The organism is Microcoleus sp. Pol8_D6, assembly GCF_036700965.1.
Lineage (GTDB): Bacteria > Cyanobacteriota > Cyanobacteriia > Cyanobacteriales > Microcoleaceae > Microcoleus.
In genome coordinates this window covers 1-15,088 of sequence record NZ_JAUBPW010000013.1, presented here as the reverse complement: position 1 = coordinate 15,088, position 15,088 = coordinate 1, and the positions used below count along the sequence as shown (strand labels likewise).

The 15,088-nt window shown below is 46.9% G+C and carries 4 protein-coding genes; all 4 read left to right on the top strand.

Annotated features, from left to right (window positions below; genetic code table 11):
* Positions 1-7: 7 nt before the first annotated feature.
* The 4 genes from QUA10_RS07820 (at position 8) to QUA10_RS07805 (ending at position 14,823) form a co-directional block, all read left to right on the top strand.
* The gene (locus QUA10_RS07820; protein ID WP_333082132.1) at positions 8-3,247 is read left to right on the top strand and encodes an amino acid adenylation domain-containing protein; all 3,240 of its coding nucleotides are present in this window, start codon (positions 8-10) and stop codon (positions 3,245-3,247) included.
* The gene (locus tag QUA10_RS07815; protein WP_333082133.1) at positions 3,244-8,979 is read left to right on the top strand and encodes an amino acid adenylation domain-containing protein; all 5,736 of its coding nucleotides are present in this window, start codon (positions 3,244-3,246) and stop codon (positions 8,977-8,979) included. The genes QUA10_RS07820 and QUA10_RS07815 overlap by 4 nt, the downstream gene beginning before the upstream one ends.
* A gap of 64 nt (positions 8,980-9,043) precedes the next feature.
* Positions 9,044-13,408 (top strand): amino acid adenylation domain-containing protein, encoded by a 4,365-nt coding sequence (locus QUA10_RS07810; RefSeq protein WP_333082134.1) that lies wholly within the window; start codon positions 9,044-9,046, stop codon positions 13,406-13,408.
* 59 nt (positions 13,409-13,467) lie between these two features.
* Entirely contained in the window at positions 13,468-14,823 is a 1,356-nt protein-coding gene (locus tag QUA10_RS07805; RefSeq protein WP_333082135.1) for an aminotransferase class III-fold pyridoxal phosphate-dependent enzyme, read from the top strand.
* Positions 14,824-15,088: the final 265 nt, after the last annotated feature.

The window sequence follows — 15,088 nt, the reverse complement described above, 5'->3', positions numbered from 1 at the left end:
TTTAGAAATGCAAAAGGAAACAATCGAAGGGTTTAGACTCTCTCCACAGCAACGGCATCTGTGGGGGTTACAGCAAAATAAAAGCCAACAGACTTATCGCGTTAGAGGTGCAATTTTAATTACCGAAAATCTCGACAAAGAGATGCTTAAAAGTGCGCTGCAAAATGTCGTGAATCGGCACGAAATCCTGCGTACCAGCTTTCACTGCTTTTCTGGGATGACACTACCCCTGCAAGCGATCGCCAGCACTGGTGAAGTTCCTATCTCGGAACACAATCTCAGCGGTTTGTCTCCCGAAGAACAAGAAGCTAAAATCGCAGTGCTTTTTCAGCAACTAAATCTGCTTCCTTTTGATTTTGAGCGCGGCCCACTTTGGCATCTATCTTTAGTCACTCTGGCCCAAAACAAGCACCTATTGCTGGCGAATTTCTCTGCCTTAATTGCAGATAGTGCCACCCTGAAAAATTTCATCCGCGAACTCAGTCTTTCCTACTCAGCCTGCGCGTGCGGGGAAGAGTTCTCTGACAACTCAATGCAATATGCCGATATTGCTGAGTGGCAAAATGAGCTACTCGAATCAGAAGAAACGGCAAGCGGCCAAGAATACTGGCGAAAGCTGAACATTGAATCTTGGGATTTATTAACGCTTCCTTGGGAAAAGAAGAATGGAGAAGCGGAATTTCAGCCACAAGTAGAAAGGGTGGAAATTCGGGGTGATTTGTTGAACAGGCTGAAAGCGATCGCCCCAAAGCACAAAAGCGATATTTCTGCCTTCCTGCTGACTTGCTGGCAAATTCTCATTTGGCGGCTTACCAGAGAGCAAAACCCGATAATCGGCGTAGCGATTGACGGCAGAAAATATGAAGAATTAGAACACTCTCTGGGGCTGCTGTGCAAATACTTACCCCTACGATGCCCAGTGCAAGACGAGTTAAATTTCTCACAAGCGAGGCAGCAAGTTGAGCTTAATCTCAACGAGATGTCCAACTGGCAAGAATATTTTAGCTGGGAACAAATCCTAGAAAAAGAAAAAAGCAGCAGCTTTTGGCCCGTCTGCTTTGAGTTTCAAGGAGAGCCTAAGAACTATGATAATTCAGACGTTTCATTTTCCCTTGTTCGGCAAGATGCCTGCCTAGAGCAATTCAAACTCAAGCTCTCCTGCCTTCGCCTGTGCAATTCCATAAGCGCTGAATTTCACTACGATTCCGCTTTATTTGCTGCGACAGATATAAAGCGCTTGTCACAACACTTTCAGGCGCTCTTAGAAAGTGCGGTAAAAAATCCCGAAGCTGCCATCAGTCAGTTAAATATACTGAGCGATCGCGATCGGCTGCAACTTCTCATTGACTTTAACCAAACTCAAAAAGATTACCCGAAAAATAAATGCGTTCATCAGCTTTTTGAAGAACAAGCAGAACGCAACCCAGACAACATTGCCGTCGTCTTTGAAAGTGAAAAAATCACCTACCGAGAACTTAACGATCGCGCCAATCAACTCGCCCATCACCTGCAAAACTTGGGAGTTGAACCAGAGGTCGTTGTTGGCATTTGCGTCGATCGCTCCTTAGAAACAATCGTAGGAATGCTGGGCGTACTCAAAGCCGGTGGCGCCTATTTACCGATCGATCCAACGACGCCAATAGAGCGCAAAGCGCTAATGCTAGAAGACGCTCAGGTGAAGGTTTTGCTCGTACAAGAGCGGCTCATCGAAAGCTTGCCAAAAATTCAGGCAAATATTGTTTGCATCGATACAGACATTCCCACTGTTTCTGCCTCTTACACCGCTCGCGCCTCTTCTGACAATTTAGCTTACGTCATCTATACTTCCGGTTCCACTGGCACGCCCAAGGGAGTCGCGATCGAACACCGGCAACTGCTCAATTACCTGCACAGCATTCAGGAAAAATTAAACCTGCCATCAGGTGCCAGTTTTGCCACCGTTTCCACCTTCGCCGCCGACTTAGGAAACACAGTGATTTTCCCCGCCCTGTGTTTCGGCGGTTGCCTGCATATTATCTCCCAAGAACGCGCCACCGATCCAGAGGCACTGGGTGAATATTTCTGCAGCAATCCTATCGACTGCCTCAAAATAGTTCCCTCTCACCTAGCCGCCCTTTTAAATTCCTCTCAACCCAAGTCAATTTTGCCTGGGAAACGGCTTATTTTAGGAGGTGAGTCTGCCAACTGGAGCTTAATTAAAACACTTCGCAATCTTGCTCCCAGTTGCTCAGTATTCAATCATTACGGGCCAACAGAAACAACTGTAGGTGTGCTGACTTATCAAGTCGAATTTGATAAGATAGGGTGCGATTTTGACACAGTTCCACTCGGTCATCCGATTGCCAACACTCAGATTTATATCCTGGATTCTTACTTGCAACCAGTGCCGATAGGCGTACCTAGTGAACTGTACATCGGTGGTGATAATTTGGGACGCGGATATCTTAACCGCCCTGAATTAACCGCAGAAAAATTTATTCCCAATCCATTTGACACGCAAGCAAAAACGCGACTGTACAAAACCGGCGACTTGGCTCGCTATTTGCCAGACGGAAACATCGAATTTATCGGGCGAATTGACGGCCAAGTAAAAATTCGCGGTTTCCGCATTGAATTGGGAGAAATTGAGGCGGTGCTGGGGCAACATCCAGATATCGTGCAGGCTGTAGTTGTGGCGCGGGAAGACGAGATGGCACAAAAGCGCCTCGTGGCTTATTTGGTTTCCGAGCAGAAACAAGCACCTACCCACAAGGAAATTCGCAATTTCTTAACGTCAAAATTGCCGGAGTACATGGTGCCTTCTGCTTTTGCGATACTCAAAAGTTTGCCTTTAACTTCTAACGGAAAAGTAGACCGACGAGCGCTGCCCGCACCTGACGAAATGCGACCGGAGTTAACAGGAAACTTTGTCGCGCCTCGCACAAATATCGAGGAAGTTTTAGCCGCTATCTGGGCTGAAGTTCTCAAACTTGAAAAAGTCGGCATTTACGACAACTTTTTTGAATTAGGAGGGCATTCCCTATTAGCAACTCAAGTAATTTCCCGAGTGCGCCAAGCATTTCAGGTCGAGTTGCCTTTGCACCGTTTATTTGATTCGGCCACTGTCGCTGATTTTGCAGTAGCGATCGCGCAAAAGCAAGCCGAACAAACAGACAATGAAATGCTCGCTCAGGTGTTAGCAGACCTCGAGCAACTGTCAGAAGCACAAATTCAGGAAATTCTCGCCCAGCAAGGAGTCAGCAAATGAGTGATTTAATCGAACGCATCGCGGCTCTTTCTCCTGAAAAGCGCGAGTTGCTGTTGCAGCGACTAAACCAGAAAAAAGAAAGCGTTTCGCTAGAAAAAATTCTGCCTCAAAGTCGAGAGTCTAACACTTTTCCTCTATCGTTTGCTCAACAGCGGTTGTGGTTTTTTGAGCAACTAACTCCAGGCAACTTTACCTATCACATTCTCGCCGGCGTGCGCTTGACGGGAACACTCGACGCGAGATCTCTCGATCGCAGTCTCAACGAACTTGTCAAGCGTCATGAAGTTTTGCGAACGGCTTTTAAGACAATAAACGGGCAACCCGTTCAGGCGATCGCTTCAAATCTGGAATTGAAAATTTTAGAAATAGATTTGCGATCGCTTCCTGAAACTGAACGATATCGCGAAGTAGAACGGTTAATCGCCGCAGAAGCAAAGCTTGCTTTCGACCTGTCACAAGCACCCTTATTGCGTGCCAAATTGCTGCACTTTAGCGATTCAAACTGGGTGCTGCTATTGAGTACGCACCACATCATTTCCGATGCCTGGTCAATGGGAATATTCATCCAGGAACTCGCCACGTTTTATCAAGCCTTTTCCACTGGCAAACCTTCTCCCCTTCCCGAACTGTCGGTACAGTACGCAGACTTTGCAAGTTGGCAGCGCCAGTGGTTGCAGGGAGAAGTTTTAGAGACGCAGGTTGCTTACTGGAAAAAACAGCTTGGAGGCAATCTCCCCGTACTCAATTTGCCAACCGATCGCCCCCGCTCGGCAGTACAAACCTTCCGAGGTGCGGTGCATAAATTCACCATTCCCAAAGCAATAGCAGAGGAAATCGCCCAATTAAGCCAGCGGGAAAAAGCTACTTTATTTATGACCCTACTGGCAGCGTTTAAAACGTTGCTCTATCGCTACACCGGGCAAGAAGATATTTTAGTCGGCTCCCCCATTGCTAACCGCAACAGACGCGAAATCGAGGAAGTAATTGGCTTATTTGCTAACACCTTAGTTTTCCGCACCAATCTGTCGAGCAACCCGACTTTTAAAGAGTTACTGGGTCGCGTGCGAGAAGTAGCTCTTGGCGCGTATAACCACCAGGATTTGCCCTTCGAGAAACTGGTAGAAATCATCCACCACGAACGAGATTTAAGCCATAATCCGCTATTTCAGGTATTGTTTTCTCTGCGAAATATTCGGACGCCGGAGATAAAATTGCCAGGAGTGACGTTGAGCAGTTTGGAAATAGAACGGAACACCGCGAGATTTGATTTAGCGCTTGACCTAGAGGAAGGATTAGAGGGTATTAATGCAACGCTTGAGTATAGCCAAGATTTGTTTGATGCTAGCACAGCACGGCGCATAGCCGGACATTTTCTAACCTTACTAGAAAGTATAGCTGCTAATCCCGAACAGCGCCTTTCAAATTTGCAAATTTTGACGAAACCTGAACAGCAGCAACTGCTGTGTGAGTGGAACAAGACTCAATTGGAAATTCCGAAAAATCAGTGCGTACACGAATTATTTGAAGCGCAGGCAGAGCTGACGCCGGATGCGATCGCTGTCGTCTTTCAAAATGAATATCTGACTTACCGGGAACTGAACAAAAAAGCAAATAACCTCGCAAGTTACTTGCAAGAAATCGGTGTCAACCCAGAATTTTTGGTGGGAATTTATGTCGATCGCTCCTTAGACATGGTGGTAGGGCTTCTCGGCATTCTCAAAGCCGGTGGCGCGTATGTTCCCCTCGATCCAGCGTATCCACCAGAGCGCCTGGGATTCATGCTGGAAGACGCGAAAATTTCAGTGTTGCTCACTCAGAAAAAGCTATTAGAAACCCTGCCAAAAAATAGCGCCTCCATCGTGCTTCTGGATGCAGATGGGGAAGGCATATCGAACTGCGACGAGCCAGTCGTGGGTTTACAAAATTCCTCCAATTTAGCCTATGTCATCTATACTTCAGGCTCAACAGGTAAACCCAAAGGAGTGCAAATTTCCCACGCCTCTGCCGTTAACTTCTTGAGTTCTATGCGTCAACAACTTGCGATCGCAGACGGCGATGTTTGGCTAGCAGTAACATCCTTATCTTTTGACATTGCAGCGCTGGAACTGTTCCTGCCTATTACAACAGGTTCTCGCGTTGTTGTAGCCAGCCGAGAAGTGGCATCTAACGGCGAAAAGCTTTTAGAAACATTAACAAATTCTGGCGCGACATTCATGCAAGCTACTCCAGCCAGTTGGAAAATGCTTTTAGCAGCAGGATGGCAGGGAAACAATCAATTAAAAATACTGTGCGGGGGAGAAGCTTTACCGCGACAACTAGCAAATCAGTTGCTTTGGCGCGGCGCTTCTGTGTGGAATTTATATGGCCCTACAGAAACCACTATCTGGTCTACTCTCTATCAGGTCGATCGCAAACATGAATCAGTTTCCATCGGTCGCCCGATCGCTAACACTCAAATTTTCATATTAGACCGCTATTTAATGCCCGTTCCCGTTGGCGTTTTTGGCGAACTGCACATCGGCGGTGCCGGCTTATCTAGAGGCTACCTAAACCGACCGGAACTGACCGCAGAGAAGTTTATTCCTAACCCCTTTGCAGAGGACGGAATTCATGCTTCATTCATCCTTCATCCTTCATCGTTTATTCTTTCAGAACGCCTCTATAAAACCGGGGACTTGGCTCGCTATCTCCCAGATGGAAACATTGAATTTATGGGGCGCAGCGACCACCAGGTGAAAGTTCGCGGATTTCGCATCGAATTAGGCGAAATTGAAGCGGTACTCAGCCAATACCCAGCCGTGCGAGAAGCGATCGCACTGGTTCGAGAGGACAATCCGGGCGACCAGCGTTTAGTAGCTTATATCGTTGCTAACTCAGAACTCAAAACTCAAGACTCAGAACTTATTAATGATTTGCGCTGTTACCTGAAACAAAAACTGCCGCAGTACATGATGCCGTCAGCGTTTGTGCTGTTGGAAGCAATGCCTTTAACGCCTAACGGAAAAATCGACCGGCGATCGCTAAGAGCACCTGACACAAACACAGCAGAATTCGAGAGCAATTTTGCCGACCCTCGAACTCCCGACGAGCAATTAATAGCAGAAATTTGGGCGGAAGTTCTCGGTTTAGAGCGAGTGGGAATTCACGATAACTTCTTTGAATTGGGAGGTCATTCATTGCTGGCTACTCAGGCGATTTCTCGCCTGCGAGAAGCTTTTCAAGTTGAAGTGCCTTTGCGCTCTCTTTTTGAATCCCCTACCGTCGCAACAGTCACCGAAAGCCTCTGGCAATATCGCGCCGAGCAAAAACTGAAAGCACCCCCCATCAAGCGGGCGTCAAGGCAGGGAGAATTGCCCCTTTCTTTTGCACAACAACGGCTGTGGTTTCTCGACCAATTGCAGCCGGGGAATCCTGCCTATAATATCCCAGCAGCCGTGCGCTTGAAGGGGGCGCTCAATGTAGCGGTTATAGAGCAAACTTTTCAGGAAATTATCAAGCGACACGAAGCATTGCGGACCACTTTTAAATCGGTGGAAGGACGACCCGCTCAGGTTATTATTTCATCTTTTAATTTCACATTGCCGATCGTAAACTTAAGAGACTTATCGCAAGCGGAACGAGAAGCCGAGGCAATGCGACTCGTCGCTGAAGAAGCGCGACAGCCTTTTGACCTAACAAAATGGCCGTTACTGCGTGTCACTTTGTTACATCTTGACGAGACAGAATACCTGCTGTTACTGACAGTACACCACATCGTAGCTGATGGCTGGTCGATGGGGGTACTCGTGCGGGAAGTGGCGGCGCTTTATGAAGCTTTCTGCAGTGGCAAACCTTCTCCCCTGCCCGAACTTTCTGTACAGTACGCAGACTATGCTGTTTGGCAAACAAACTGGCTGCAAGGCGAAGTTCTGGAAGCAAAACTCGCTGACTGGAAGCAGCAGTTGGGTCAAATTTTGCCCCCGCTGCAATTGCCAGCAAAACAACCGCGTTCTGCTGTTTCTAGCAATCAAGCTGAGATTCAAAATTTCCAGCTTTCAGGGCAAATTTCAGAAGCGCTAAACGCACTCAGTCGGCAACAAAATGTCACCTTATTTATGACCTTGTTGGCAGCACTTCAAACGCTGCTTTATCGCTACACAAATCAAGAAGATATTGTAGTCGGTACTGACCTGGCAAACCGCACACAAGTTGAGACAGAAGCTTTAATTGGTTTCTTTGTCAATATCCTCGTCTTGCGAACCGATATGCGCGGCAATCCTACATTTCGCCAACTGCTCGATCGCGTCCGCGAAGTCACCTTAAAAGCCTACGCTGACCAGGATTTACCATTCGACAAATTTGTGGAGGAATTGCGGCCCGATCGCACCCTGAGTCAGACACCGCTCTTTCAAGTTTTATTCGTCATGCAAAATGCGCCTATGCCGACTTTAGAAATGGCGGGTTTAACTTTAATGCCGGTGGCAATTGATAGCGGTACAGCTAAATTTGATTTGGCGCTATTTGTCTCGGAAACAGAGACAGGAATTGTCGGCAGTTGGAAGTATAATTCCGACCTATTTGACAGGGAGACGATCGCTCAAATGTCAAATCGCTTTGAAACCCTCCTCGGCAGCATTGTGGCCCAGCCTGACAGTCGTTTGAACACTTTAGAAATTCTCACAGAAGCCCAGAAACAGAAACAAGCCATGCAAGAATTAAAGCGTGAAAAAAGCAATTTTAGTAAATTCAAAAGCGTCAAGCCAAAAGTAGTGGCTTTGCCGCAAGGCGAATTGATAAAAACCGAGTACCTGCACCCCGACGAACCCTTTCCTTTAGTGGCAAAACCCGCAGTAGCCGATGTCGATCTCGCAGACTGGGCGAAAAATAACCGCGAATTTATAGAGGCAAAATTGCTACAGCATGGAGGGATTCTTTTTCGAGGGTTCATCGGCCCTGTGGTTTCCGCATTCGAGCAGTTTGCACTCTCAATTTGTTCGGAATTATTTGGGGAGTACGGGGATTTGCCACGCGAAGGAGTTAGCGGAAAAGTTTACGGTTCAACTCCTTACCCAGCAGATAAAGCTATCTTATTTCACAGCGAGAGTTCGCACCTGCACCGCTGGCCGATGAAAATCTGGTTTTTCTGCGTTCAGCCAGCGCAACAAGGCGGAGAAACGCCGATAGTTGACTGCCGTAAAATTTACCAGTTGCTAGACCCGAAACTCAGAGAAAAATTTGCCCAAAAGCAAATTATGTACGTTCGTAACTACACAGACGGACTCGATGTAAGCTGGAAAGATTTTTTCAAAACGGAAGACAAATTCGTGGTAGAGGAATACTGCCGGCAAGCCGGGATGGAATTTGAGTGGAAAGCAGGAAATAATTTGAGAACTCGCAAAATTTGCCCCGCAATTGCCAAGCACCCAAAAACCAAAGAGATGGTATTTTTCAATCAACTTCCCTTGCACCACATTTCCTGCTTAGATGCGGCAACCCGCGCTTCCTTGCTCTCTGTTTTTGGAGAAGAGAACCTCCCCCGCAATGTCTATTACGGTGACGGCACTCCTATTGAAGACTCGGTAATGGAAGAAATTCACGCCGTGTACGCGCAAGCTGCTGTTAGTTTTCCCTGGCAAGCAGGAGACATCTTAATGCTAGATAATATGCTTGCCGCTCACAGTCGCAATCCATTTATCGGTTCGAGAAAAATTGTTGTAGCGATGGGCGAAATGATTCCTGAGTCAGGAATTTAATTCCCTCTCATCTCTTCCAGGCAAAGGTAACGAGAATAAAGTAGTGCTTTGATAAATAGGAACAATGCAAACAATTAATGGATTTCGGCTTTCACCCCAGCAAAAATATCTGTGGCTGTTGCAGGGAGACAGCCCTGCTTATCGCGTTCAATCGGCTATTTCGATCGAGGGAAGTCTTCAAACCGAGCGCCTAAAGAAAGCTTTAGAAAAAGTTAGCGATCGCCACGAAATTATCCGCACAACCTTTCAGGGAAAAGCCGGGCTAAAAATTCCTATACAAGTTATATCCGAACATAGCTCTGTTTCGTGGAACTGGGTTAACTTGAGTGAAGTAAATCCCCAGGATAGAGAAGCCAAACTAGAAGTTATTTTTCAGCAAGAAAAGAGCGCTTTATTCAACTTCGCTCGCAATCCTGTTTGGCACTTGTCTTTAATTACACTTTCATCGGAAAGGCATATTTTACTGGTTAGTTTGCCCGCACTGTGCGCCGATACTCGCACACTAAAAAATCTGGTTCAAGAAATCAGCCAGTGCTATGCCGCCTGCCTTCGCGGCGAAGAAATTACCGATGAAGTTGTGCAATACATTCAATTTTCCGAATGGCAAAATGAATTGCTCGAAGATGAGGAAGCGGCGGAGGGCAAAGAATACTGGACTGGGCATAATTTTTCAGCCATAGCGAGTTTAAGGTTGCCGTTTGAAAATAGATTAATTAACGCGCCAGCTCAATTTAGTCCCCAAGCTTTGGAGGTCAAATTAGAGTTAGCTTTGCTGGTTCAAGTGGAAGCGATCGCCCGCCAGTACAACACCTCACTTTCTACATTCTTGCTCGCTTGCTGGAAAATTTTGCTCTGGCGGCTGATTGGCCGATCGGAGATCGCTGTTGGCGTGGCCTTCGACGGTCGAAAATACGAAGAACTAGAGCCAGCGCTTGGGCTGTTTGCCAAATTTTTACCGCTGTCGAGCCAACTAACAGAAAACTTTTCCTTCGCGGAAACCTTGCAGCAAATTCAGCAGGAAGAACGCGAGGCATACAAGTATCAAGAATATTTTTCCCACGAATATCTAGGGAACTCTTCCGGCTTTCCATTTGGTTTCGAGTTTGAGGAACAGGTCGAAAAGCATTCGGCTAGTGGCGTAGGTTTTTCGATTTACAAGCAGTATGCGTGCTGCGATCGCTTCAAAGTTAAACTCTCTTGCCACCGCCAAAATGACTCGCTCGCCGCTGAGTTTCACTACGATCCTATCTTCCTTGCAGACAACAGTATCCGGTGCTTGGCAGACCAATTTTACGCCTTGGTGCAAAGTGCAGCCAGCAACCCACAAACCGCAATCGGCAAGCTCGAAATGCTGAGCGATCGCGCCCGACATCAATTATTAGTAGAATTCAACAGCACAAAAGCAGATTACCAGCTCGATAAGTGCGTTCACCAGCTATTTGAAGAACAAGCAGAGCGATCGCCGCACCGCATAGCTGCTGTTTGTGAAAAGCAGCAAATTACCTACAGCGAACTCAATGCCCGCGCTAACAAAATCGCCCATTACTTGCAGCAATTAGGCATAAAACCAGAGGTGATTGTCGGCATTTGCGCCGATCGCTCTTTAGAGGCGATCGCCGGAATGCTCGGCATTCTCAAAGCAGGCGGCGCGTACTTGCCACTCGATCCGGCCCTGCCAAAAGAGCGCCTCGCCTTGATGTTGCAGGATGCCGGAGTGGCAGTGCTATTAACGGAACAACAGCTAATCGAAAAATTGCCAAAAACTCAGGCAAAAATCGTTTGCTTAGACGCAGAAATTCCCTCTGTCTCCCCCTCTCCCTCTCCCCCTCTCTCTGGTGAAAATTTAGCTTATGTCATTTACACTTCCGGTTCCACTGGCACGCCAAAGGGAGTGGCAATTGAACACCGATCGCTCGTCAATTACCTCTACAGCATTCAGGAACGGCTAAACCTGCCATCAGGTGCCAGTTTCGCAACCGTTTCTACCTTAGCAGCAGACTTAGGAAATACAGTAATTTTTCCAGCTTTATGTACCGGAGGAAGCCTTCACATAATTTCCCAGGAACGCGCCACCGATCCAGAGGCGATCGCTGCTTACTTTCAGCAGCATTCCATTGACTGTCTCAAAATCGTTCCCTCCCATCTAAAAGCTTTATTAACTGCTTCCGATCCGGCGCAGGTTTTGCCGAAAAAGCGATTAATCCTTGGCGGCGAAGTCTTAAGTTGGAATTTGCTCGAAACTATTCAGAAATACGCCCCCGACTGTTCAGTCTTCAACCATTACGGGCCAACAGAAGCAACCGTAGGCGTGCTGGCTTATCCCATCAAAGACCGAGAAAATTGCATTTCTGAGACAGTTCCTCTCGGTCGCCCTATCAATAACGCGCAGATTTATTTACTTGATTCGCACTTGCAGCCAGTTGCCATTGGCGTGTCCGGCGAGTTATACATCGGCGGTGCTTCTTTAGCTCGCGGCTATCTAAACCAACCCCAATTAACCGCAGCAAAATTCATCATCAACCCTTTGAGAAATGCCGAAGGCATTCTTCGTTCTGATTCCTTAGCTATACCTTCAAATCGCCTTTATAAAACAGGAGATTTGGCTCGGTATTTGCCGGACGGAAATATTGAGTTTTTAGGGCGCATCGACAGCCAAGTTAAACTGCGAGGGTTCCGCATTGAATTGGGGGAAATAGAAGCAGCGCTATCTCAACATTCCGCTGTGCGCGAAGCAGTTGTTTTGCTACTGGAAAATGAACCTGGGAACCAGCGCTTAGTTGCCTATGTTGTACCCGCGAGGGAATCAGCGCTCTCTATTAACGAGCTGCGCTCATTTTTAAAAGAAAAACTGCCCGACTACATGGTTCCTTCTGCTTTGGTGGTAATCAAAGCATTGCCCCTCACTGCTAATGGAAAAATAGACCGGCGGGCGCTGCCAGCGCCGGAGGCGGCGAGAGCCGATTTAGCAGATACTTTTGTCGCTCCTAGCACTCCCATTGAGAAAATGCTTGCTGAGATTTGGGCTGAGCTGCTAGGGCTGGAAAAAGTGGGGATTTATGACAATTTCTTTGATTTGGGGGGACACTCATTACTGATTACTCAGTTGTTAGCCAAAGTGCGAGAAATTTTTCAGGTGGAATTGCCTTTGCGCGTTTTGTTTGAAGCTCCTACTGTAGCTGGTTTAGCTGAAAAAATCGAAAGGCAACAAGGGGGAAACACAGCGGGCGATCGCACTACAAGTTTCGATATTAACGCTGAAGTTGTTTTAGACCAGGCAATTCGCCCTGCAACTCCATTGAGCGAGCCAAAAACTGAACCAGCTTGCATTTTTTTAACAGGGGCGACGGGCTTTTTGGGAGCATTTTTACTCCGCGACCTCTTGCAACAAACTCAAGCAGAAATTTATTGCCTAGTCCGTTCTGCCGATGCAGAATCAGCCAAAAAACGGATTCAAAGCAGCCTCGAATCCTATTTAATTTGGGATGAAAGCAGCAGCGCTCGCATTATCCCAATTGCTGGAGATTTGTCTCAACCACTTTTGGGGCTTTCCGAGGAGCAGTTCCAAGTTTTAGCCAGTAAAATTGATGTCATTTACCACAATGGCGCGTTTGTCAAGTTTACTTATCCCTACTCGGTTCTCAAACCCGCTAACGTTTTGGGGACGCAGGAAGTTCTGAGATTGGCGAGTCAAAGTAAGCTAAAACCAGTGCATTTAATTTCTACAATTTCCGTTTTCTCGGCAAGGGGAGAATCTGGGATTAAGGTTGTGCGAGAGGAGGATGAACTCACTCCGGGAGAGGGTCTAAAAGGCGCTTACACTCAGACGAAGTGGGTGGCAGAAAAGTTAGTAGAGGTCGCGCGCGATCGGGGAATTCCTGTTAGCATTTACAGGCCAGGCCGCATTTCTGGGGACAGCCAAACAGGGGCCTGTAATCCCAGTGACTTACTGTACAGGTTAATCGCTGGTTGCGTGCAGCTTGGATGTGCGCCCGATGGCGATAAACTGATGAACGTAGCGCCTGTTGACTATGTGAGTCGAGCGATCGTTCATCTTTCGAGCCAAAAAGAATTGCTCGGAAAGACTTTTCATTTAGTCAACACTCAGTCGTTTCAAATGAGTGAATTGCTTGGCTGGATTGGCTCAATGGGTTATCCAATCAAACGAGTTTCTTCTGAGGCTTGGCAAGCAGAAATAATCAATCGCGCTGGAAATTCTCCCGATCATGCTTTGTACCCGCTAGTCGGTCTTTTTTCCGAAAAAGTTTCTGAAGCGGAAATGCCACAATCAGGAACGCTACATTTCGATTGCCAAAATACGCTAGATGGACTTGCTACCACTGACATCACCTGTCCCCAAGCGGATGCGAATTTGTTTCGCACTTACTTTTCCTATCTCGCCGATTCGGGCTTGATAGGTAGCCGCAATTAAAACCTGTAAGGGCGCAAAGCATTCCGCCCCTACCTGACTCAATCTCTGGAGAATTCAAAATGAACGAACAATTGCAGCAAAGACACATGAAAGCGCTCATAGATCGCTACACCGATCGCACAAAAACCTCTAAGAATTTCGCGCAAAAATACCGTCCGGTTCTCGCTGACAATCGGGCTTCAGAGGGGTTTCGCTTTCCCGTCAAGGAGATGTTTTATCCTATTGTCGCCGATCGCTCGCTTGGCTCTAAAATGTGGGATGTTGATGGCAACGAATACATCGATATCACGATGGGATTTGGCATCAATCTTTTCGGTCATAATCCGCCCTTTATTAAAGAAGCCCTATTAGAGCAACTCGATCGCGGCGTGCAAATTGGTGCTCAAGCAGACCTTGCCGGAGAAGTTGCGGAATTAATCTGCGAATTAACTGGAATGGATCGCGTCGCTTTTTCTAATACCGGCACCGAAGCAGTAATGGCAGCTTTACGATTAGCTAGAGCCGCAACTAAACGCAATAAAATTGCTTTATTTTCTGGTTCTTATCACGGTCATTTTGACGGAACTCTGGCAGTTGTAAAAAAGATAGATGGCGATTTATGCACCATTCCCAAAGCGCCAGGAATTCCCGCTAATTTTATTGAAGATGTTTTAGTTTTGGAGTACGGCAGCCCTCATGCCCTGGAAATTATCAAAGCTCATCAGCACGAATTAGCCGCGGTTCTCGTGGAGCCGGTGCAAAGCCGCCGTCTCGATTTGCAACCCAAAGAATTTCTCCAGCAACTCAGGCAATTAACAAAAGAATCAGAAATTGCGCTGATTTTTGATGAAATGGTTACTGGTTTCCGAATTCATCAAGGTGGCGCGCAGGCGTGGTTTGGTATTGAGGCAGATATTGCAACTTACGGTAAAATTGTCGGGGGCGGTATGCCCATTGGAATTATCGCTGGAAAAGCTGCTTATATGGATAAAATTGACGGCGGTTTGTGGAACTACGGCGATGATTCCTATCCCCAAGTAAAAACAACAATTTTTGCGGGCACTTTTTGCAAGCACCCACTTGCTCTGGCCGCTGCGCGTTCCGTGTTGCGCTATCTTAAAAGTCAAGGCCCAGTCCTTCAGCAGCAGTTGAATCAGCGAACTTCGCAGCTAGTTGAAACTCTGAATGCTTATTTCAAAGAAAATGAAGTCTCTGTCTGGCTTGTAAATTTTGGATCGCAATTTCGCGCTGCTGCATCCGTTGAGATAGATCCGCTACTTTTTCACTTACTCGACAAGCGTATTTTCATATCGGAAGGTCGTAGCTGCTTTCTCTCTACCGCCCACACTCATGAAGACACAGAGTGCATTATTCAGGCGGTTAAAGAGAGCATTCAAGAAATGCGCGAAGGAGGCTTTTTCCCGACTCAACAATAAACTTTGATTTGTGATCTCGCGCATTTTTAACGGAATCAGATTTAACTCACTTCCGAACCTCAATTTTCAGGAATGGAGAACTGCATGAGCATTAGGGACAGAAATTATTGAATATTTCTACTTACCATTGTCTCGGATGATTCACTTTGATCTACTAAATCCATGTAGGCTGCCCGTTGGGGGTTGCGGGTAGTCCTAAACAAGTAATGATAAATTGTAGTGATGGATAAAATACCAAATCGCACCGATGTGATTATTTAATGAC